This is a genomic window from Nocardia sp. GP40 (assembly GCF_050434125.1).
GTDB classification, from domain to species: domain Bacteria; phylum Actinomycetota; class Actinomycetes; order Mycobacteriales; family Mycobacteriaceae; genus Nocardia; species Nocardia albiluteola.
Genome location: NZ_JBNPVW010000008.1, coordinates 291,307 through 316,699 on the forward strand (window position 1 = coordinate 291,307; position 25,393 = coordinate 316,699).

General features: G+C 63.8%; 1 protein-coding gene (cut by both window edges). It reads right to left on the reverse strand.

The whole window is internal to an ADP-ribosyltransferase gene (locus tag ABH933_RS25070) on the reverse strand: the coding sequence, 72,717 nt in all, runs 35,824 nt past the left edge and 11,500 nt past the right edge, and what appears here is coding positions 11,501–36,893, spanning codon 3,834 (partial) through codon 12,298 (partial); reading right to left, the first codon wholly in view occupies positions 25,389 to 25,391. Both the start codon and the stop codon lie outside the window.

A 25,393-nucleotide genomic window follows, 5' to 3' on the forward strand; every position in this document is an offset into this window, starting at 1 on the left:
TCATCCCGCACTGCCTGCTGTGTCCGCTCGACCGAGTTATCCAGTGCGACATCATGATCGGTGTCGGCATCGGCAGCGCGCTCCGGCTGAGTCCACTCGGTACCCTGCGTCGGCTGCGATTCCTCGATGCCCGGTTCCTGCTGAGCCTTCTCCCTGCCCCGCTCCGGCTCAGCTCCCTCCGTGCTCCGCTCCGCTTCAGCCCCCTCGTCACCCTGCTCCAGCTGACGCTCGTCGGTGCTCTCTTCCGGCTGGGACTCCTCTGTACTCGCCTTCGGCTGAGGCTCCTCTACGCTGTCCTTGGGCTGGGACTCCTTGCCGCTCTTCTTCGGCTGGGACTCCTCCGTGCTCTTCTTCGGCTGAGATTCCTCGCCGCTCTCTTTCGGCTGGGGCTCTTCCGTACCCCGCTCCTGCTGAGCTTCCTCCGTGCCCTGCTTCGGCTGAGACTTCTTGGTAGGCCGCTTCCGCCGAGGCTTCTTGGTGCCCGGCTGCGGTTCGGGTGCGGTCTTGTCGGTGACTGCTGAATCCGTGCTGACGACAATGGGTTTCACCAGCGAATCGGTGGTGCGTGCGAGGGCGTTGCCGAGCACCCAGAGCATGCCCTTCGGCCCGATCAGCTTGATCAGCATGATGGTCCAGACGCGATGGTTGTCCGCGCCCGGGCCGTAACGCATGAGGTTGCGGCGCTGGCTGCCCACACTCCGGTCCGACCCGTAGCCCCCGGCTCCGCCGCCGAGGGGCCAGCCGGAGGGTGCGCCACGGTTACTGGCGTCCGAGACGGTCGGGATGCTCACGCCGAGGGTGGGCGTGAAGGTGACGGTGTGGTCGGCGTTGACCTTGAAATTGTCTGCCGAAACCACCATGCCATCGATAGCGAGTGTGCCGGTGGTGTTTTCGATCTCGTACGAGTGGAGGGTCACCTCGGCCGTGACGCCGGTGACCTTCCGGCCGCCGGTGTGCGGCACCGGCGTCGGCAGGCTACCGGTCGACGCGTCGACGCTGTTGAGGAACGCCGCCATGGACGCCGGGCCGAGAACCATCGGTCGCTTGCGCTGAGCCAGCGTGTTCAGGGCCAGGAGCATGGTCTCGAAGGAATGCGTCCGGCCGCTCGCCTCGATGCCCGGCGCGACCGCACGCAACGCCCGGCCGAGGCGCTCGAAACCATCGAACCAGTAGACCTGGATCGGCCTGGTCGGCACCCAGGGCTCCGCCAGCAGCTCGCGAACGGTGGTGGGTATCTCCATCTCGATGGCCACGCTGCCCGCGGGCGGGGGCGGGCGCGGGACCGACGGATCGGACCTGTAGACGAAGGGCGCGACACGGGTGGCGGCGGCGTTATCAGCGGCGGTTCTCATGTCCGCGGTGTGGAACTGGATGAAGTTCTTGGAGTTCAGGGTCCTCGATTCGGTGTAGGACTGCCGCCACAACTCTGAGATGTCCCGTCCCAGCAGGGCTCCCACCACGGATCCCACCAGGACCCCACCCGTGTAGCGGGCGAGGTTCAACAGGTACGTCGCCTGCGACCTGCTCAAGCGCCGCCAACTGACCCTGGACCTGTACAGGTACGGAAGCCCGACGATCGAGGTGTCATCGCCGCGCATCCACGTGTCCTGATCGCGTTGGGAGTCGTGGGTTTCGGTGGCGGTACCGGCACCCTGCCTAGCGAGGCTGACCGTGGGGCGTACCCCGTTGATCTGGAAGCTGGGGTTGAAGCTCCCCCCGTCGGCTCCAGCGCGACTCGTGCTCACCGCGGTGGCGCGGCCACCGTGCGCGTTGCCGTCCGCTGAGGTGTGCAGGAAGGTGTTCTCGATAGCGACGCCCTTGGGGGCCTGCCAGCCATATATCCCGCCGATATTCGCCCTGGGATGGGGAATCGCGCTGAGTGTCACTGTGACCAGACGTGGACCGAGCAAGGGCGACCAGTCGACGTAATGGAATTCTATGCCGCTCGGACCGGCATTGGGCAGGGTACGCGCGCCGAAAGTGGAAGTGTTCGCATTGATCTGGTGCAGCACCCCGCGGTAAAGGTTGGGCGACCCGGGAGTCGCGATGCCGCGCGACACCGACTCCACGTGATCCTTGACCTGCTTCCGGAAACCATTGCGACCGCCCTCGAGGTTTGCGGCGAGCACGGTGCCGAGGGGAATAGCGCCGCCGCTCTGGACGAAAGCACTGGGCGGAAGCAGGTTGGCCTTCTTCCGCTTGGGGATCTTGTGCCCGGCGGCCTCGACGAGGCGGGCCAGTTTTGGATGCAGGTGTAAATCCTTGTCGTACAGCAGGAATCGCACCACACCGGATTCCTCGACGACGAGGCTGCTACCACTGTGGGGTTCCCCCGCCACCTTGCCGGGTTCACCCAGCACCTTGCCGCCGATGCGCTGCACCAGCGCGGAAAGTTCCTTCCCCGCGCTCGCCGTGAGTTCCTTGGCCATCCTGATGACGAGGAGGTTGTTGCCACTGTTGGATTCAGCCTGCGTCTCGCCGAATTGTTCCGGCAGCCCGTCGAATACACCCAGCTCCCCGTCGGGTCGTCCCAGCACTTTGCCGCCGAGGCGCTTCACCAACGCGGTAAGTTCATTCGCCGCACTCGTGGTGAGTTGTTTCGCCACACTGATGACAAGGTTTTGGGTGCCGCTCTCGACAGTGACGACACGAACCACGTCCGCGGTGAACTCATAGGCAGGGGTTCCCGAGTTCGTGGTGACCCGATTGCTGCCGATCGTCTCGACCGAACTGGAGCCTTGCGACCTGGAATAGGTGTGCTGGAAGGTCTCACCGGGGATGTAACTGAAGTCGGCCTTGTCGCCCAGGCGGTGGGTGAAGCTGATGCCGAGCAGATCGCTGTGCTGAGTGGCACTGCTCTGGGCCGCGTTGTTATTGGAGGGGAGCCAGTTCTCGGAGTTGATATTCGCCGTTACCGGCAGCACGTTCACTTTCCGGAAATAGGAATCGATACGGACATCGAAATCGGTGCCGGCTATGACACCCGCGGTGCCGATGCCCTCGATATTGTCGGATTGCCGGGAAGTCTGCACCAGCGAAGCCACCATGGCGTGCGTCGATACGGCGGTGTGAATGACTTGATAGGACAACGACTCCGGGGTCGTCACCGGCTCCCCGAAGGAATGTTCCCACAACCACGTGCCGCCGGCCGTGAGTTTGTCCAGCCCCCACTCGACCCAGCCGATCTCGGGTTCAGGGCCTGGCGCGGGGTCGGCGGGCGCATCGTGCAGCACACCGGACGGATCCGTCACGACGAGGGTGGGGGCGTCGGAAGCCGACGTATCCGTCCGGCGCGGGAGGATCGGCCGGGTCGGCACCGGCTCCTGCTCCTGCTCCTGCTCCTCGGGGTCTGCGGGGAATTCGCCGGGCATCGTCCGAGGATGGGGTGTGGTGTCGAATTCGGTATCGATTTGTGCACTGTGCAGCACACCGGACGGATCCGTCACTACCAGGGTGGGTGGATCCGGAATCGGCGTATCGGACGCCTGCGGCTCGGTCTGCTGCGGCTCCGTCTGCTGCGGCTCCGTCTGCTGCGGCGGCGCTGCCGGAGGTGTGTTCCAGCGCGGCAGCACGGGTTCCTCGGCGGGAAATGCGCCGGGCATCGTAGTGTCGGCGTCCGGCCGAGCATCCTCTGTCTCCGGGCGGGAATCCTCGGCCTCTGTGCGAGCCCCTTCCGCCTCCGACCGAGTACCCTCCGCCTCCGACCGAGAACCTTCCGCCCCCACGCGGTCCCCTTCCGACCGAGAACCCTCTGCCTCTGCCCGAGAACCCTCGCCGTCAGGGCGAGAGCCCTCGGCCCCTGCACCGGGATTCGTGAGGTCGGACGCGGTTCCGTCGATGAGCGCGACGATGGCCCGGCGGACCCTCGTGCTGGATCCGCCGTCGACAACGACGGCCTGCTCGGGAATTACCCATTCCGGGTCGTTGAGCTGCTCGAGGTCCTCGGGCGTGAGTTGGCGGATGGTGGCAGCCGGCGGCTCGGTCGAGTCGGCGGGCTTCTCGGCCAGCGTGCGATAGCCGGGGAGATTCAGCCGGGCGAAACCCGCGGTGCTCTTCGGCTCCGGATCGTCGCCGTGACTATAGGTGATCTTCATCCAATAGGTGACAGGAAGGGAGTGGTCCTGCGTCCCTTCGCCGGCGGGGCTGATGATCATATTGGTTCCGCCGGTCTCGAAACCGAATGATTTGTCCGCCTCGCGGTGATAAGAACGAACGTAGCTCGGGGTAACGCCCGCGATTATTTCGCTGCCCGGCACGTCGAACAGGTTGGTGCCCGCGACATTGCCACCGCCACTCGGATTGACCAGCACCGAAGTCGTGCCGGACTGCGTACCGCCGGACAGGACGGTGCCCGTCACATTCTGGGTCTGGCCTATGGGGAACGTCCATTCGTGCGTAACGCCCTCGTGCGGATCGTCCTCCGAATCGTAGTGCCGTTTCGCGACGAGCTGGATCGAAATCTTCTCGGTATCGAACCGTATGGGCCTTTCGAACCAGGTGATAGTACCTCCTTCGATCTTCCTCGTCGTCTTGTCTACTTCGCCGTCGATCATTTCCTGTAGCGCCGAACACAAGACGAACTCCGAACGCATCCGCTCGAATGCGGCGATATTGTTATCGCGCGCGTCCTCGAGTTCCTGCTGGCGGTCGATCATGTCCAGCAGGCCCGGATCATCGTGTTTACTCGAGAAGAAACCGCGGGCCTCCAGGAACTTTGCGGCATAATCGAACAGCGGGGCGGTGCCGGTGACCCCGATCGGGGTGGTGTCGAGGCCGAGTTGCCGCAGACGCAGGACGTTCGTGGGCAGGTATCGAATCTGTTCCAGATTCGGTTTGAAGCCGAGGGCAGCCAACGACGGCACCAGCATATTGACCGGATAAGACGTCTCCTCGTCGGCCAGCGGCGTACCCTCCTCCGGCCCGAAGTGTTCACCGTCGCGGACCAGAACGATATCGATCTTCATCCGGGGTGTGGTGTGCAGCAGGTCGTCATGTAGGCGCATTGACCGCCCCGTGTGGGATTTTCTGCCGTAGCCCAGGGACTGCGTGGTCCGATGCGATGCTCTGCCGTGGCCGGTGATCTGGCCGCCTATACGCGGATACCCGGTCTCCTCGAACGCGTCGCCGGCGCCGAAGGTGAAGCTGAACGCGGGGTGAAAACCGAGTTCATCGGTGATCCGGGACCTCCCTTGCACGCCCAATTCCCGTTTCGTATAGGTTTCCAGTCCGAATTTCTCGTGTATGGGACCGGTGAGCTCGTCACCGCCCTCGAAGCGCACCCGCATCAGGAAGAAGCCGAGTGATTTGTTCGAATCATCTTTCCAGGCTGGATAGATGATCGCGCCGCCGTCCCGCGCGAGCGGGATGTTGCCGAGGATATTTTCTTCCTTGAAGAATTCCACCAGCTTGCGGGCGGAACCCGCGGAGATACCGGCGAGACGATTCCGGAATCCGGCTACGACATCGAGGAGAATTTGGTCGTGGTTCGGAATGCTCAGCGGGGCGTATTGAGGATGCTGCTGCAGGGAGGGGCGCTCGCCATTCGCATCGGGACGGGACGACGGGGGGATGGTGGCGCGTTCCCGCGGGTCGACCCGCGGGAACGGCGCGGGGATGGTGGCGGGATTATTCGGGTCGATCCGCGGCGTTCCGGTGCTGTCGGCCAAGAATTTCGGAATCATAACCGGAAGCCGTTCGGACACCTCCTCCTCGAGAGCGTGCCAGATCTTGTCCGCCGGATGCACCGACGGCAGGCCATCCGGGCTGTCGTTGTCGCTGATCTCCCACCGCATTCCATAATGGAACAGCACCGACGGACCCTTGCTCGACTTTTTATAGGATGCCTCGAGCGCGATAAATGCTGCGACATTCGTGGACGATTGGCCGTATATGGTCGAGCCCTGCGGTGTTCCATCCAGGCTGCGCAGTCCACTTACGTTCTTCGGCCTTTTAAATCCATAGGACCCCGCGAGGGAACGCAGGTTGTGCTCGCTGGCATGATTGCCGATCTGGGCCAAACCGCGCGAATAGCGGAAATAGGCCGCGGCCGGGCCGCTTTGCGGTTCGCCGTCGTCGCCCACGGGCACGGGTTGCTCCACTGGCTGAGCATCGTGCAGACTCAGGCGTAGCGAGATCGGGTAGTCGTGGCCATCGTAAGTGAAGCTCAGCGGCAGCCCCGACGCAGTGAACAGACGGGAATACTCGGCTCTCACGAAGCGCGAGGTCAGCACCTGCTCGATCTCGGCTCGGAGTTTCGCCTCCGGACTATCGGATCCCGCCACATACGCGTATGCCTGCCTGCCCAGCCGGTTCATCCGATCCATTGCGGACCTGTTTTCGCGGCCCGCTTTGTCCATGACATATCGGTAGCCCTGCTCGACCAGCCGCTGCGCCGTCTCTTCCGGAATCGACATGACCTCGACATCCGGTTGGAGGCCGTCATGCCTCGAACCGAGTTCCCGGACAATGTAATTCGGCTCCGGCGGTGTGATCACGATGTCGGGGACGGCGGGGCGTGGTTCGTGCTGGGCGTTCTCCTCCGACCCGGACACCGCCGCGGTGTGCGCGGACTCCTCGGGCACTATCGCCGGCGCGCTGTCGCCCGCAGGAGTCACCTCGGCCGGCTGCGGCTGCGGGCGACTCAGGTCGGTGAGTTCGAGCGCGACCTGCGGCTCGGCGCCCGCGCGGAGTGGTTGAGTGGATTTGCTGAGGGCGGATGGGGCGCTGGTGCCGGTGGTGACGGGTTCCCCATTGGTGTGGATGGCGACGTGGTAGTGACCGCCGCCGGTGTTGTCGCGGAGCAGGGTATAGACGGGCATCCCGGGAGCGCCGTGATGAAGGCGATGGACGGTGCCGTCGGGGTGGCGGATGTCGAGGTTGAGTCCGAGGGCGCGAGCTGCTGCGGGAAGCAGGAACTCGGCGGCAGGATCGGCATACCGACCGTCGAGCAACAGGTTTTCGAGTTGGCCGGTGAAGGCGGCGTCACGAAGCTCCTGATAGGAGGCATACCGGTACTGCTGGTATGCGTCGTGACGCTCGGAGATCGGGCTACCGGGCAAGAAGTCGGCGGGCGGGTCCCCGGGCAGGAAATGACCCGGTGGGCCGGGAGGCATAAGTTCGTCGATCGTGCCGGCCCGGTTGCGGTACGCGGCTTCCACAGCGTGGGCGCGTAGATCCAGATGCGCGTCGGCGTCGTTCATTCCGAGGACCCGGGCGATGGCATGGAACATGCAGTTCCCGTCACCCACCTGCGATTCCCACACCCCGCCATCGGGGGCCGGAATGCCACCGATGCGAGAGGGAAGTGCGGCCGCAGCGGTGTGCTGGGTGGCACCACCCCGGAGTTGGCGTTGACCGCTGGCGGCGGCGGGCCGGGCCGGTTCCGCCGAGGAGCCGACCGAAACCCCATCACCACCATCGCGCTGTCTCCGCAACCGCGCGATTTGGTCGGCCCGCAAGAATGGCATGACCGGCGCCAGGAGCCGCTCCGCCTCCTGCGGGTCCACTCGGAAGCTGTCGATCGCAATATCGAACTGTTCGCCGACAGAAAGCAGATTCCTGGACACGGCCTTCGGCTTGAACCCGAGTTCCGCTGCGATCTCTGGACGTGTGTAACCAGCGGCGTAGTGCTCGAAGATATTTCGCTGATTCACCGACACCGACACCGACAGCGAGGACGACAGTGACGGTGGCGGCGCTATCGCGTCCAACGCGGCGGCGGTCAGCACCCCGAGTCCCAGGACGCGTTCCTTCAGAGCCGCGGCGGACGTCTTCCAGTCGGCATCGGCGCCGAAGGCAACCTCGAATATCGCACCTAATTCTTTGATATGCGGCCACGACCAGCGATTACCCTGCCTGAAAATAGCATCGATCTGCTCGACGCTGTAACCGCTGACGAGATACGGGAGAATGATCCTCTCATCCTCGGACAAATGTTCGGACGGATGCGGCACCTGTGCCAGCTCGTCGATAAACTCCGAGTTGGTACCGACCTTTTTCAATGCGTCGGCAGTGGTCTCTGCCCCAAGCCCTTCTCGTGCCCTTCTGAGCCTGTCCTTCACAGCCCAATCGCCGATCGGCGCCAGTGCCCTCATGGTCCGCGACCTGCTGTAACGCTTGCCGGCATAGGCGAGTGCCTGCTTTACCGGCTTCGCCAGCCGACTGAACGACGACGCGACACCAGCGGCGTCGGCGGCCCTGGGGTCGGGACCGCTGGTTGTGCGGTTCCCACGGGCGCTCGGCTCATCAGAGGCCGGTGCGGGCGGCGGTGCTATCGCGTCCAGAGCCGTAGCGGTCAGCACCCCCAGCTCCAAGGCGCGTTCTTTCAGAGTCGCGGCGGACGTATCCCAGTCGGTCGCGATGTCGAAGTCGACTCCGAATACCCGGCCCAACTCTTTGATTTGCCCCCAGCTCCAGCGCCCGCCTTTTCCGAAAAGATCACCGATCTGCCCGACACTGTAACCTTTGACAATACGCGGGAGGATGATCCTCTCATCGCCGGACAAATGCTCGGACGGATGTGGCACCTTCACCATCGCGTCGACAAATTTCGGGTCGTCGCCAACCTTCTCCAATGCCTCGACAGTAGTTCTCGCGCCAATCATTTCACGGGCATTCTGGAGCCTTCGGTTCACAGTCGAAACGTCAATTCCCAGGCTTTTCGCAGCCCGGGAGATGCTGTAGCGCTTGCCGGCATGGGCGAGCGCCGCTTGCTGCGGATCCGTCAGATTGCCGAACGAGGGAGACCACGGCATGCCGTCGGCAACGGTGGTGTCGGACCGCTGATTTCGGTTGTCGGTGAGCCGGGCGTTGCGATCGAGCTGCTCAGTGAGGTCGGTGAGAGGGGTGAGTCCCGAGGGGCTTGATGGAGGGCGGTGGGCAGTGGTGGTGATGGTGCTCTGAGGTTCGGGCCGGCGCTCGGCTTCGCCGAATTCACGCAGTCGACGGGCTTCGGCGATGGCCTCCTCGTCCAGAAGGTGCCACCAGAGAGCTTCGGCAACGGCGGTGTCAGGATCGGAAACACCGAGTTTGCCGTAAATTCCTTTATCTACTCCACCCTTCCCGCTTACCGCATTGGTTATCGACTTTTCTTTGATATTCGCGTATTCATCACGTTTCCGGAGACTGGCGGCGATCGCGGAATATCTCTTGTACCCGGCAGCGCGGTGCTCGAGGAACGCCTTCTGCAGTTGCGTGAGCGTGGGCCCGGGGATCGTGGTGATGTAGCGGTGCTGGAGGGGTATTCGTCCGTATTGGTAGACGCTGCTACCGGGTTGTTGGCGGAGGTAGTGGACCCTGGCGCCGGGGGTCGGGTTGTTGATGATGGTGTGGGTGGCGTCGTGCTGGTGGATGATGACGTTGGCTTCGACATGGTCGATGGCAGCGACGAGTGAGAGGGGGACGCCAGGGTATTTGGTGGAGCGGTTTCCGGTGGATTCGCCGCGGAGAATTGCGGCGATTTCGCGTTCGAGTGCTTCGTCCTGCCCGAGAGCGATGGTGCTGCGGAGCTGCTCGGCGCGGGACAGTTCGGAGTCGATATCCAGGTAGGCGTCATTGTTGCCGAACCCGTGCCGAAATACCCTTTCTTCGGCCTGTTCCGCTTCGATTTCGTGGCTGGCGACGTCGTCGTTGGTGATGTAGTCGCGGTATTTGTCGCGATGGGTGCCGAGATAGCGGGCGACGCCGGTGCGGAATTGTGCGTCGACGCCTGTACCGAGCGTGCCGGCGAGGGCCATGAGGGGTGAGCTCTCGGTGCTCCAGCCGGGTGACGTCGGCGTGTGGATGGTGACAGCGCCGGTGGCGCCCAGGGAGCCGAGGTGGTTGGCGAATTCGGTGCGTCTGAGGTTTTCCGATCGTGTGCCGGTGCGGAGTTCGACCATGCCGTTGCCGAGGAGGGCGGCGGTGGCATTGCCGGGGAGACTGATTCGGGTGTCGGTCGTCAGGGTGTTCCGGCGGAGTTGGTCGGTGAGATCGGCGACTGTGGCGGTGGCGATGACAGGGAATTGGACGATTGTTTTGGTGATGGGCCGGTCGGGTGTGATGATGAAGTCGCGGATCAGATCGAGGGCGTCGTTGCCGATGGCAACGGTCCCGTTATAGGTGCTGGAAGGGTCTCGCCGCTGCAGGCCGTGGTTGCCGGTGACGACGAACCGTGTTGCTCGGTGACCCTGGCCGAAGAAGATCAGGGTGCCCGGCGGGTAGCCGTCGGTGCGGTCGGAGTCCAGGGTGAGGGCGAGGGCGGGGTCCGCGAGCAGCATGTGGGGCTCGTCGAACACCCGGGTGCGGGCGCTGCGGTCGAGGGACATTTCGGCGTCGGCAGGCCCACCGATGGCCGGCTGTTCGGAAACGGTCGTTTCTGGCGGTGCGCGGACACCGCCGGGCATGTCGACGCCGGCACGGAGCGGCTGGGTGGACTGACTCGTGGTAGGTGAGGCGGTGTCAGTGGTGACGGGTTGACCGGTGGTGTAGATGGCGATGTAGTAGTGGCCACCACCGGTGTTGTCACGGAACAGGGTGTAAACGGGAGTTCCGGGAGCGCCGTGATGAAGGTGATGGACGGTGCCGTCGGAGTGGCGGATGTCGAGGTTGAGCCCGAGCGTGCGCGCTGTCGTGGGGAGCAGGAATTCGGCGGCAGGGTCGGCGTACTGGGCATCGAGAAGCAGATTCTCGAGCTGACCGGCGAAAGTGTCCCTGCGGAGCCGCTCGTAGGTGTCCTGGCGGTGCTGCTGATATACGTCGCGGCGTTCGGCGGCGGAGCCACCCGGCAGGAAATCGGCAGGTGGGTTCCCAGGCATGAAATGACTGGGGGCGGTCGGAGGCATGAACTCGTCGAGGCTACCGGCCCGGTCGAGGTAGACGGCTTCCACCGCATGGGCGCGAAGATCCAGATGCGCTTCAGGAACGCCGAGTTCATCGGAGTCACTGCGCGCACCGGAGTCGTCCATGCCGAGTATCCGAGCGACCGCATGGAACATACAGTTCCCATCCCCTTGCTGCGACTCCCACACCCCACCATCGGGTGCGAAAATGCCGTTGATGTGGGGTCGGAGTCCGCGGCCGGTCGTGTGCTGGGTGGCGCCACCGCTCAGGGGCTGATGCCGGGTGGCGGGTGCAACGCCCCCATCCACCGGCAATACGAGTGCGCCATCATTCAGGGCCTGCTCATGACCGGAATCGGTAGCCGTCGGCGGTTCCGTCCGTATCAGGTTCCATTGCTCCGACCGCGTCGGATCCCCATCTCCGATGGCGAATCGCACACCGGTGCCGTGGACCTGAATGTTGGAGAATATGCTCAGCTGCCCGATGTCGAGGCTCAGCTCGCCGCCCTCGCCGTAGGTGACGCCGTCGATGGCCTGCTGCACGACCGGATTGGCACCCCACGGGTTCGCCAACCGCAGGATGATTCGGCCGTCGTCGCCGGACAGCACATCCAGCTTCGAATATCCATGGCTACCGATAAGCCCTGGATACTTGGTGAGTTCCAAATTCTTCCCGAATGAGGGAGTAGCGAGAATGATCGTATCACCGCGATCACGGAGGAACCGGATAAAATCGGCAATATGCCTCCCGGCAACCTTACTGGTAAAGGGTGTGCCGGGGTCATAGGCTTCCGCCAAGTAACCCAGCACTGCACGTATTTCAGCCGACCATTGGTCTCGCTCGTCCTCGTTCAGGTGCGCCTCGAGAAACTCCTCGAACTTCTCGGACTCGGGAACTTCCTTGGTAGCGGGCCACTCGTTCTGCCATTCCTTCTCCAACCCGACGAGCGATTCCGCCTTCGACCCGGCGTCGGATTCCGCCTTCATCCCGAGAAGACGTCGCGCGAACGCCGGGTCCGCTTCCCTACCCAGCTGCTCGGAGACCAGGTCGTGCAGGGTATCGACACCGAACCGCATCGGATGCAGGAACGTCCGCAGCGCGACTCTACGAATCGGCTGATGTACGGAACCGAAGCCACCTACCTCGTACGGCGGCAGCAAAGCGCTCATCGCGAATATCCCCTGGCTGTTCTGAACCTTCAGGTAGTCGCCACCGGGCGCCGCAAACCCCTTCTCGGTCAGCGCCACCCACGGCGCATGATCCGCGTCGTAGGCCGCATAGATTATCCGCCCGTCGGCATCAGCCCACAGTTCCCTGGTGATTCGCACCCAGCGCGGAATTTCCTCCGTGTCGAAGAGTCGCACGAGTACGGTGCCGTCACGACATTCGTAAATCATATCCACGGTTGCCCCGGTATTGTAATCGGCCATATCCTGCAACGGCCCGACCAGGAAGCAATTTCCGAGCTTGCCCTGGGCCGCATCCCGCGACACCGGCTGTGGCTTTCCCTCGGGAGATGAGCGGAACACCGGACCGTCCGCGCGCTTGATCGTGCGCCCCAGTTGACGCATCGCCTCCTTGGACACCGGGGTAGGCCCGTCCAACACGCCGTTGCCCTGCGAGTCCAGCCCCAGAGGCGTTGATTTACCAGGTAGAAGGTATGACGGGTCGTCGTCGCGCATCCACCGCAAACCCATGACATCCTGTTCGGAGACCTGCCAGTGATATAGACCGTCATGGCCGCGGCCGGACGAGAACATCTCGGGCACGAGCCGCCGCCGCACCTCGTGCACCGGGTCTGCCACATCGTTACCGGCGCGCACATAGAGGAGTTGCGGGTTGCCCGGGTGCGCGGCGGCGTGCAGCCACTGGCCGGGCCGCACACTCAGCAGTTCGCCGTTGTGGTCCACGATGCTCAACCGGTCCGACGGCGCGTCGATATTCGTCCGCGGCATGGGGGCGAGCGGCACCAAATCCGGATTCAACGGTATGCCGAACGGCCGCACCGACACCGTCGCACCGGGCACGATCTCGAACGGCAACAGCGAATACGCCTTCTGCGCCAACGCCGCCCACATCGGCTCACCATCGACATGAGCCACATACAACGGCAACCCCGACTGGTCGTGCCGCAAAGCCCGGTCGACCTTCACCCAGCGCGGCTCGCCGTTGACGAAGTACCGCACCCCAATACTGCCGTCCTTGTATTCGTGGAACATGTCCAAAAGCGCCTGCGGATCCCGCTCGGCCATCTCACCCAAGGTATCCAGCATCGCCTCGAAATCCGACGAAGTTCCTACGCGAGCATCGGACCGACGCGGACCCGCACGCGAAAACAGCGGGCCCACATGCATTCTCATCCCCGAGGGCCCGTCCATACCCAGCGCCCGCACCGCGGGCGCCGGGAGCGCGACGGTCGAGCCCTGCCACTCGAAACTCAGGCCGCCGGCGTCCGCCGGCCGAGTCGGCACCAGACCGGGGGAGCCCAATATTCCTGGCGCCCCGCCGGGCGTCGCGAACAGCAACCAGGTCGGGGGCTGACCGTGCTGGTCCCGCATGAGTACGCCGGCACGCACACCATTCGTCTCCGGGCCCCAGCTGAAGAAGCGCATCAGCCAGTCGTTCACCGGATATCGCACGCCGGCCGGATCCGAAGCCAGCCGGATCGAATACCCGGCCCCCGGACCGCCGGTGCCCGGCACCTGGTCCAGCACCACCCCGTCCGTCGGCCCGATCACCACGGCCCGGCCGTCCGTGCCGATCAGCACGGTGTGCTGCGTGGGCTGGATCGTGCTGATATGACGGAGCGTCAGGTCGTCGGGCACCGTCGAGGAGAATCTCTGCCGATTCTCATACGGTTCGGCACCTGACCACTTCTCCAACCACTGCTCGTCATCGAACAACTCCCATTCCGCCTCGGTGAAGCCCGAGCCGGTGAAATAGCCGGGACCGCCGAGGCCACGGAACAGTTGGTCACCGAGCTGGGTGTCGCCGCTTTCGGGTGCGAACGCCAGCGTGGGTGCAGCGACGACAGCCTGATGGTCTGCCGGTGTGTCGTCGTGGTCGGGGCCGAGGCCGAAATTCGACTCGAAACCGGTGGCTTGCGGCGGTTCTGTGATCGAGGACGTGGCGGCGGGGCCGCGCTGTCCGGGTCCGGCCCGGGCTACGGGAACGGTGACGGGCTTCGTATGGAGGGAGGTCTCGAGTCCGTAGAGGCCGTGTGCGCCTGGGCCGCCCATCCCCATGGTCCAGAACTTCGACACGTGTTCCACACCAACCGCGATGATGCCGCCCCTGCGGGGGATGCTGGTGTCGGGCGGGTCTGCGCGGACGTCGCGCTCCCATATCTCGCTGCCCGGAGCCTTCCGGGTTTTGACGCCGTTCGGTTCGGTCCGGAGTTGGTGTCCGTCGACCGTTTGCCAGATAGTACCGACGCTGGAGACCCATTGCTGTGAGCCGTCCGGGTGCCGAACATGGCGGTACCCGTCGGGGCCGATGCGGTAGACGGTTCCGTCCGGATCCTGGCGGGATTCGCCTCCGCCGGGATGAATTTTGTACGTGGTCTCGGTCCCGTCCGGGTGCACGTCCACGCGGACGCGGGTGCCGTCGTCCAGTTCGGTGTAGCCGGATCCGCCTGGGGCGAGGCGGTATTCGATGCCCTTCACCGGCCTGGGGTAAGTGCCGTTGCGGTCGTGCGGATTTTCCAGCAGGAGCCATTTCGGTTCGCCCGACTCCGGGTCGCCTACGACATCGAGGAGCGCATACGTGTGGTTGGGGACCAAACCCCGTGGCGTGCGGCGTTGTCCGAACGGCCGTGAACCGAGGAGGACGGTGGTGCCGCGGCGCCGCAATGCCCACGCCATGCGGTTCGCGATGGCCCGGGCGGCAAACAGGTATTCGTCGGGGACCCGGCGTTTCTCGAACGGACCGCTGTTCATGGCGCGGACGTAGTCCGTCAGGGCGTTCTTCTCGGATTCCCACTGCCCAGGGAACGTTTCGTCGAGGTAGCTGCGGAAGCCGTCGGGCGATTCGAGGTCCTCGGTACTCATGAACCGGTCACGCGCGGCGTTGCGGGCAGCGTCCGTGGAGTGCGCGGCGCGTATGCGACGCGAGGCGGCAGCACGCCGAGCCCACGTCTGAGCGATTAGGTGGTCGAAGTACTCGGTCTCGGTGACGAGTCGGCGGAATTCGGGGTCGCCGCCGACAAGTCTCTCGAGGGTGTCGGAGTCGAGGCGGAGCGGGTGCCAGAAAACCGGATCGCGGACGAAGCTGACGGGTTGCCGCAACCAGCCGTCCCCGGGCCGGTAGAAGCCCGTGCCGAGAAGCGTCAGGGCGGCATTCAGCTGATTCAAGTGTGTGGCGGTGATCCCCAGGTAGCCCTCGTCCCCACCCAGGCGTTGCGCGAAGGCCTTCTCGATGATGGCCGGCCACAACGGTTGTCCGGGTTCGTGCCCGGCGAAGTGCCCGCTCTCGGTCCTTGGTGTGACCGGGATGTACATGTGGACCGGCTCCCACTCGATGGTGCCGTTGATGTCGAGCCGGACGTAGACGATGCCGTCCTCGGCGGCGTCCTCGGGAATGTGCAGCATGTCCTTGATCGACTGCGGATCGCGGTGAGCGAGGGCCTTGAGCGGGGCGATCAGGGCGCAATCACCGGTTCGCCCCTGTCTGGCGTCCTGTGGTTGTGGCATTCCGCTGGGGCCGAACAACTGCTCTGCGCCGCGGTTGGCAAGTCTCGGCAATTCGGGCACGATCTCGTGCGGGGCGCTGACGGCCAGCCATTTCGTTTCCCCCGGACGTTTGATCGCCCGCACATCGCCTTGGGGCAGCGTCTTGGCGACGAGTTTGGATCCGTAAGGAATGTGCAGCACATCCATCCGGCCGAGGTGGTCGCGGCCGAGAATGCGAATCTCGCTTGCCACATTCCACGTCACAGTGCCGTCGCTCGCGGGTGTGAAGCCTTTCGCCATGGCCTCGGGGATGATGTAGTTCTTTCCGTTCGGGTCCACCAGATCGAAGTGCGGACCGCCGTCCGACTCGGTGACGAACTTCCCGGTCACGCGGCCCGCGGTCGGCAGTCGCAGCACATCGCCGGCGAGACTCACGAGGGTGAGGGTGTCGCGGGGACGCTCGTTGCGACCGGCGAAGATCGGGACCGCGATCGGCCCGTACAAACGCTCATGCCGTCGGGGAGTAAGAGTCTTCAGGTACTCGCGATGCTGGGCGGCCGTGGGTGGCTGAAGTCCGGTCCGGTCGTACCGGGTTCGCGACGGTTGCGTGGTGCTGGGCCACTCGCCCCCGTGGGCGTCGACCGGCAGTTCGGCTTCGAGGCTGCGGAACAGGTGGCGGCCGAAATAAGTGTCGCCGTCTTCGGGCTCGAGCGGCGCGGCAGCGGCGGCACTGCCGGTCGATGCCCGCAGTGCGGCGATAGCGCGGGTGTCGTCGAGGTTGCCCCCGACGGCACGGGCTACCGCAGCGATCGTGGGTATCCGACTCTGCTGCTTGCCGTTCCGGCTACGGACGGTCAGGGGATGATCGTCGGTAATCCCGAGTTTGTGGAGTATCGCTACGAGCGAATCTCGCACCCGAAGCGGGGAAATCGTCGAATGCCCTTGCCGCCCGAGGTCGGCGGCGATGCTGACGGTCGTGTGTTTTCGGCCTTCGTCTTCGAAATTGTCGTAAAGATAGCGGAACACCGCCCGCTGCGCGTCTGAGAATTCGACATCGCGTTCGGGTTCCCGTTCGCGTTCGATCCTGGGTACTGCCGGGATCGCGGCGATGGCGGCCTCGTCGAGCATGCCCATTTCGCGGGCCTTTGCCACGAGTCGGGCGCGGCGCAGATACCATGTCTCGCCGGCCTGTTCATGAATAAGCAGGTCCTGGTATGCCTCGCCCAGCGCCGCCTCCACGTGTCTCTCGTTGACCTGTGGAAATCCGTTGCCCCGTAGTTGGTCAGCGATTTGCCGTCTGGTGTAGCCGTCCCTGCCTTCTTGGGCGGCGCAGTAGTGGAGCACCGCCTGCTGCAGCGGAGACAGATGGCCGTTGATCGTAGTGGTGTAGTTCTCGAGGACGTCCGTGGCTCCCAGCAGGTAGCCGTCTTCTGGGTCCTGTTGCAGGAAGTAGACGGGCCGGCCGGGGGTGGGTGCGTTGACGAGGGTGTGCCGATGGACGCCGGGGGCGATATCGACGATGTTGATGCCGTACTTTTCCGCGGCGGCTTCGATTATGACGTTGAGGTTCGAGTGTTTGCCGGTGAGACTGTCGGTGCTGCGCCCGGCACGCAATTCCGCGATCGTGTGATCGAGCAGCAGGCGGCGTTCGAGGTTCATCTGGTCACGGAACTCGGCGGCTTGTTCGGCCTGGGTCGAGCCCGGAGCGACGAATTCGGGGTTGCCGACGGATTGTGCGTTCTCGTTGAGCTGTTCGGCGTCGAGGAAATCCGTAGTGATCCGGTCGAGGTAACGGTCACTGTTTTCGTCGAGATACCGGGCGATTTCATCGCGCAATTGCTGTGGGTTTTCCTGGTACCCGAGGATATGGGCGAGTGTCGTCGTGAGCGGGTCTTCGTCGTCATTGTGGACGCGGCGCCACCGAGGTGGGGTGGGCGGCACGAGTTCGACGGGTTGATCTTCGATGCCGGGGTACTGGACGTGCAGATCGGCGACGAATGCCGTCTGATCGACGATCCTCGGTGCCCCTCGGGTCGGCTCGAGAGCGATGCCGCCGGCGGCGCGCAGGGTGGCGCGGGTGCCGTCGGGGAGCCGGAATCCGGTGCCGGTCACCAGGCTGTTGCGGTTCAGCCGGTCCCCCAGTTCGCCGACACTGATGCGCGCCGGCCCGGAGGTGTCCGGTGCCGGACGAACGACGACTACCGAGATGACGGCGCGGTCCTCGAGATGGTCGCGGAGCTTGCCGAGGACGTCACGGCTGCTCCAGTCGGACTCGTCACGGCGGAGGTGCGCGGCGGCAACGGGGCGGAACTGCGGGACGAACCGGCCGACGGGGGCCACGATCAGCCGCAGCCTCTCCCGATCATCGCTGATGTAGATGCGAGTACCGGGTGGGTAGTTCGGGTAGCCCCGCGCCGCTTCCCGGTGCAGGCTTTCCAGCCACGAGGTGGGATAGCCCACCACTTGGATATGGCCGGGGATCTCGTGACCGGGACCGGCGAATTGCCCGCCAGCGGAAGAGGACTGTTCGAAAACGGTCGATGGTGGCGGTGCGCGGACACCGCCGGGTGTGTCGACGCCGCCGCGGAGTGGTTGGGTGGATTGGCCGGCAGTGAGTGGGGTGATGTCGCGGGTGGTGACGGGTTGGCGATCGACGGAGATAGCGACGTGGTAATGACCACCACCAGCGTTATCACGCAAGAGCGTGTAAACAGGAGTCCCGCGACCACCATGACGGAAGCGATGCACAGTACCGTCGAGGTGCCGGATATCAAGATTGAGACCGAAAGCCCGTGCTGCTGCAGGAAGCAGGAACTCGGCAGCCGGATCGGCGTATTCGCCCTCGATCAGAAGGCTCGCGAGATCACCGAGAGTACCGTCGTGCAACCCCGCATACGTGTCGAAACGATATCGCTGATACGCATCATGACGCTCGGCACCGGAACTGCCGGGCAGGAAATCCGCAGGCGGACCTCCCGGCATGAAATAATCCGGCACCGCGGACGGCACGAAGCCGTCGACGATACCGGCTCGGTCCCGATACGCGACCTCCACAGCACTGGCACGTAAATCCAAATGGGCATACGGATCATTCCGCGGGGCACGACCCTTCCGCATGCCCGAATCGTCACGCACATCGGAATCGTCCCGCACATTGGGATCGTACATACCGAGCACACGAGCCAAAGCGTGGAACATGCAGTTACCGTCACCCCGCTGCGACTCCCAAAACCCGCTCTCGGGTGCGGGAATACCGTTGATATGCGAGCGAAGCACGGGGTCGGCGACGTGCTGAGCGGCACCGCCCCTGAGGGGCTGCTGTCGGCCGAATGACGTGCTCGCGCGATCGGATATAGGGTCGGAGGTAGGCGCTGCAACGTCGCTTCCCGTCACCGGTGGCAGCAACGTCCACTCACGCGCCACCCGCTCCAACTCCGCAACATCCTCACGGTCTCCCAACCGCAACCCTTCGAACAATTTCCGCACGCGTGCCCTGACCGGCTTTTCCGAAATTCCGAGGGCATGTTCCAGTGCTGCTATATTAATATATCCATCACGTATGATCCGGTGGAGCACGCTAATTTCATCATCCATAAATGACACATGAGCATCCGACTCCGGATCGAAACCGTGATATTCGAAATCCAGGTCACCCGGCATCGGCTCCCGCTCCAACAGACCCCAGACACGGGCCGCCCGCACTGCGCCCAGATGAGAACGGTCAGTGCCCGTCAACAACAATTTGTTATAGATCGGCTTGAAGCGATCTTTAATTTTACTCGATACGTCAGGGATCTCAGCTCCCGCCGCCGCCTCGAGCTCTCCGGCTAGATCCTTATTTTGTTTGCGCTCCATGTTCGGTTTACGCACCGAAATCCGGGAAAGCAAATCCACCTGACCGGATTCGAACTTCACCCGCGCACCATTTGCCGGATTAATCCCGAAATGTTCGTAATCCCGGTCACCAGGTTCGGGAGCAGCCGGGGCCGGTTGCCCGGCGACGGTGGTCGACGCCGAAGAATCACCATCGCGCCGCGTCCGCAACCTTTCGATCCGGTCATCCCGCAACTCGGACCCAACCATCTCCAGAAGCTGATTCACGTCTTCCTGGCGCACCCTGCTGCCGACTTGAACACCCTCGCGGATGCATGCAGCGCGCACAATCCTGAATACGCTGCTGCGAGTAAGGTTGCAGTCCGCCTCAATTTGCTCGATCGAGCAGCCGGCCTCGAGGCATTCGAGGATATTTCGCTCCTGGGGCAACAGCGAGGGTGCCGGTTCCATCTTCCCCAGCTCGTCGAGGGTCAGCGCTCCGCGTACGATAGCCTGCTCTCGCAGAGCGGAGGCGAACCCTCCCGGATCAGTGAACCTTTCCCAATCAGCGAACCTTTCCTGAACGTCGAATACCCGACCGAGCTCCCAAATCAGCTCCCTGCACGAACGCAGATTAACGTCCAAAATTTCACTGATATGCTCGGGGCGATAACCTTTGGCAACATATCGGAGAACTGATTCCTCTTCCACTGTCAACGAGCTGGAAGGATGCGGCACCTCCCCCTTGATCCTATTGAATTCCGGATCGAAACGAACCTTCTCCATTGCCTCGCCAACGTTTGCGACACGCAATCCTATCGATGAATTTCTGAGATCTTCATCCACAGCACTGAGAGGTATTTCCAGAGCTAGCGCGGTCCGCCGACGGATGTAGTTGGCGCTGGTGTAGGCGAGTACCTTTTGCATCCTTTTCGACAGATAGTCGAACGATCCTGGCTCCGAAGCCTGCACCGGGACCTGCGGGGATACGAGCGCGCCGCGCACCCGGGACCCGGCCGGAGTTCCGTGGGTAACGCTGCCGTCAATCGCTGTCGAGGCCGGTTGTCCGGGCACAGGTGCTTCCTTGCCGAGCGATTGCCACGACTGGTCCTCTTTCTTGGCAAGATCGAGGTTGGCGTACCCAAGTCGGTCGTATATGCTTTTCACCAATTTTTTTACACGTTCCCGCTTGATTCCAGGAAACTCGCCCTGGAGACGTGCGGTGATTTCGGCGGGTGTTGTGCAGTCCGGCCCATAGACCTCGAGGATCGCTTTTTCCACGCGAGCGAGTTTGGGGCCGGGGAGTGCTGCTGGGGAGCTTCGGCGGCTGTGCGGGTCTCTGCCGTGCTGATAGGTGAAACTGTCGCGGGCTTGCCGGAGGAAGTGGATGGCAGCGCCGACGGCCGGGTTGTTGATAATGGTGTAGGTGGTGCCCCGTTGGTAGATTATGACGTTGGCCTGGGCCAGGTCGATCGCGGCATGCACCACAAGGGGGACGCCGGGGTACTTGGCGGATAGGTTGCCGGTAGTTTCCCCTTGACGAATTGCGTTGATTTCGTGGTCGAGCGCTTGTTCGGCATCGAGGTGGTCGGCGATGATTTGGTCGTGGTATTTACTACGGTTGGCGGCGAGGTAGTCGGCGATTTTGCCGCGGAACTCACGCAGCTCCGAGGGGGTTTTCATCTCGCCCCCGAGAGCGTAGGCAACGGCCGCGACAGGCGGTTCCGTGCGGCTCCAGCGGGACGGTGTGGGCGTATAGATGGTGACTTTCGCGGCGCCCGGGGGGAGATGTTCGAGGAACTTGGTGCGGTTGAGGGATTGTGTTCCCGCAGGGGTGTCGAGTTCGGTTTTTCCGTTGGCGTTGGTGATGGCGGCGGTGCCGTCGGGGAGATGGATTCGGGTGTCGGCGGGGAGGGTGTTGTTGCGGATACGGTGCGCAAGTTCGGTGGTTGTAATGGGGTGTTCGATGCTTGTTGCGTTGATGGAACGTCCGGGCTCGTCGATATGGTTGCGTATGAATTCCAAGGCGCTGTTGCCGGTGCGGACGGGTTGGTTGTTACCGGCGAAGGTGGATTGGCCGGAGTTGGTGCTGGGGAAGTATTTCGGTTGTATGCCATGGTTGTCGGTGACGATGAGCTGGAGCGTTCCGTGCTGGTCACGGAGGCGGATGTGGACTCCGGGCGGGTAGGTGTTGTTGAGGCCCAACCCGATGGCGATGGTGAGGTCTGCCAGCAGCAGGTCGGGGCTTTCGAATTCCTGCATGTGGCTGGTGATGTCGTTAGCAAGGGAGGGGCCGGGTTGGGGTGCCGGGTCGCCGTCGGCAGGGTTCGTGCTGCTATCGGCGGGTGCGTGGGTTGGCTCGTAATCCGCGGCGGGGTGCACGATTCTGACCATGCCCTCGGCGCCCAGAACCGAGGACCCTCGCCCGACCGCCTGCCGGAATGCGACCGCGGAGATCACCCGGACCAGACCGTACCGAGCCCCGACCATCCGCACGCCCCCGGGCTCCACCGACGCCGTCAGCACGACGTTGCCACCGACGCTGAACTCCAACCGTGTCCCTGCGGGGAAGGCATTCCCCGTGAAATTGTCCTGGAACTCCTGCCAGCCGAACTCGTCGATCCGCTCCGCATTCGAGTCGGCGACGGGCGCAACGGCGGGCGGCGGCGTATCGGTCCGGCTGGGGCCGGGCGGCGGAGCCGAGGTCGACGTCGCGCCCCTATCAGCCGACGAGGATGCCTGCGCCCGAGCAGCGCTTCCCCCGGACGGCGGCACATCGGAATAGTCCAGATCGCCCGGCTCGGGATTGCGAGGCAGCAAGCCCCACTTACGAGCCACCCGCACCGAATTCCGGAAATTGCGATCCTTACCCGCCAGATTGAATTTATCGTATATCTCCTGGGAGCGCTTTATTACCATCCCCAGAGTGCCACCGATATCGCTGGCTATGACCTCTTGATAGTTCCTACCCCAACTCGGTTCGTACCGCGCCAGCGCGTAAAGGTAGTCGGCCTGAGCCAGCGTGAACGACTTCAGCTTATCCGACTCCGGGTCCCGCCCGAAATACACAAAATCCACATCACCGGGCATCGGATCCGGCCGCAGCCACCCCCGCTCCCGCCCCATTGGCACCACAATAGACTCATCAGAATAGGTGCCCTGCGGCTTCAATATGTCGAGTGCGCTCCTCCAGTGGCCACCGGCTCGAGAACCGCTGACTCGGAGGTCTTTACCGATGTCCTTTTGGCGTTTTCCTTGCGCAACCGACCGGAACACCTGTAGTTCGATGTCCGAGGGCTGCCGATCAAGATCAGGCAGAACTCGCCCGACGGCTACGACCTCCACCGCTCCCACATCACGCAAACGCTCGCCCATACCGTCCGCGGGCAGGACCGCGGGCGAGCCCGAAATATCGAACCCGCCCTCGCGGCGCAAGTCCGCGGACACCGTACGCTCCCCATCCTGCGATTCCTCACGCCACGACACCCGGGTTCCCGCACCGAAACCGCCATTGCCCAGCACATGCAGGAATCGGCCCGTCTCCCATACCCGGCCGACCCCGGCAGCCGCCTCCGGCTGCACCACGTGCACGAGGCTCCCGGCATTCAACTCGGGCCGCCCCTGGGTCAAACCCTTCCGAAACTCCTCGGCACTCACCACCTGACCGGCGGCGGCATCGGTATCTCCCGAACTCACGATCCGCACCGACCGAGTCCCCGCCGACTCCTCCACCGATCCCACATACCCGGCCCCAGCGGCACCGTCGGTGAACTCCAGCTTCGTTCCTACCGGGAAATCAACCCCCGCAAACTTATCCTTGAACACCCCCCAACCGAACACATCCACCCGATCCTTCGGACCCGCATTCAAAAGAATATCGGGCACAACCGCGGACGGAATCAAAACGATGGGGCCCCCGCTACGCACCGAACGATCCGGCAACGCCGGCTGCACAGGTTGTGCAGACATGTCGTCGTGTTCGGGGCCGAGACCGATGTGTCTTTCGGGGGTGAGCTCGACGTAGCCGTACAGCACGGTGACGCCGGGGTTGGACAGGTCGTATCCGGTGATTACATAGCGGGTGCCGCGGGCGAGCACCAGCTCGTTTTGATGTGGATAATGGCCGTCCGAGCCGATGTAGGCTCCGCGCGCTCCGGGCGGGACCACGAGCTCCAGGCGGAAATGGTGATCGAGGTTGCGGTGGATGGCCTCGCCCGCAAGCGAAGTCGACATGAAGCCGGTTTCCTGCTGGGGGACATTCAGCAGCAGATCGAGGTCCGTCCGCCCATTCAATGTGCTGCCATCCCGAGCCAGCAGGAAGTCGATGTCCAGGAGCGACCGGACGACACGGATCGGTTCGAACAGCGGCAGCGGCCGGTAGGTCACCTGATGGAGCAGCCCGATTGCGTTTAGTATGACGTCGGCCGTGAACGGAACACCGAAGAACTCCCGGCAGTGCTCGTCGTTTTCGCGGTAGCTCGCGGCGTTGGTCTGGATCTCCTCCCAGTAGGCGTCCGGACGGTCCGGACGGTCGTTGGTCAGAATGCCGTTCAATGCCAGCAGTTCCTGACCTTCTTCCGCAGTGAGATCCTGTCCGGCGCTCAGGGCTGTCCAGCGATTGACGAGGTCGCTGATATTGATATCCGTGTCCGGGTCGTGCGACCGGGTCACCAGTTCTTCGATCCCGGCTTGCGTCCGGGCCAGTTCGGACCATCGGATGAACGTTGCCTCCGAGAACTGCCGCAGCACATCGCTGACGAGCTGCGAATCCTCGTATGCGTGCAGCATGTCCTGCTGCTCGGCCAGGAAGTCGTCCCATTGGCGTAGCCATTGGAGGCCGTAACCGGCGCCTTCCTCGTCGGTGTCGAATACCCGCACACCGTTGACGAGGCGGCCCTGGCTCGCAACGCCGTAGGACGGAACGAGCGCATCGGAATCGGCCCGGTAGTCATATTCGGGGCCGAGGCCGATAGCCGGCTCGGAGTGGGGTTCGACGTAGCCGTACAGCCTGATAACGTCACCGGCTTGGTCATATCCGGTGATTGCGTAGCGGGGGTTTCGCGCCAGGATGAGTTCGTTCTGCCACGGCAGGGCGGCATCGTGGCCGATGTAGACCCCGCGCACCCCGGGCTTGACCTCGAGAATCAATAGATAAGGATGCTCCCCGTACAAGTCGACCGTCTCGGCAGTGAGCGAGGTGGACATGTGGCCGAGATCGACCTGCGGCGCGTTCAGCAGCAGGCTCAGATCCGTCCGCCCGGCGAGCGGTTGGCCCTGCCGGTCGAGCAGGAAATCGATGTCCTCGAGTGAGCGGAGCACTCGAATCGGTTCGGCCAGCGGTAGTGGCCTGCGGGTCGCCGCGTGGAGGTCCTCGACCATCCGCTCGAGCACCGCACGCGGTGTGAGCCGACCTTCGAAATGCTCCTGAGAAAGGTACTCGAGTGTGCGATAGTCGCGGCCATCGATTTGGATCTGCTCCCAGAGCGCGGCGGGGTCCGCGTTGCTCAGGATATTGAAAAGTACCTGCATTTCCTGTGTTTCGAGGCCGGTTAGGCCGCCTTGGTTCTGCAGCGCGTACAGGCGATTGCCGAGCGTCGCGAGATCTGCCTCGGCACCGTTGGTATAGGCGACCACGTTCTCGAGCGCGACGTTCTGCTCGATCCGGGTCAACCACCCGGCACGATCATGGGCCGACGGATAGAACCGCAATGCGAAGTTGGCGATGACCGATTCCTCATGCGCGAACACCGTCTGACGCTGCCCACCCGTCAGTTCGTCCCAATTCCGCATTTGATGAAAGCCGAAGCTGGCCCCAGCGGCATCGGTATCGAACATGCGCACACCATTGATGACCTGGCCCTGATTCGCGGGATCGTAATTCGGAGCGAACCCCAGTTCATCGGTGTCGTCGCCGTACATCTGGTCGTGTTCGGGGCCGAGGCCGACGAGCTTTTTCCCGGTGCGGCGTTGCTTGGCCGCGCGTACCCGGCCGAGGACGGCGCCGCCCGGACGCTTCCGGCCGCCCAGCGGACCGGCACGTGGCGGCGGCGGGATTATTCGGCCATCCGTCATGGAGTAGACGACGACATAGC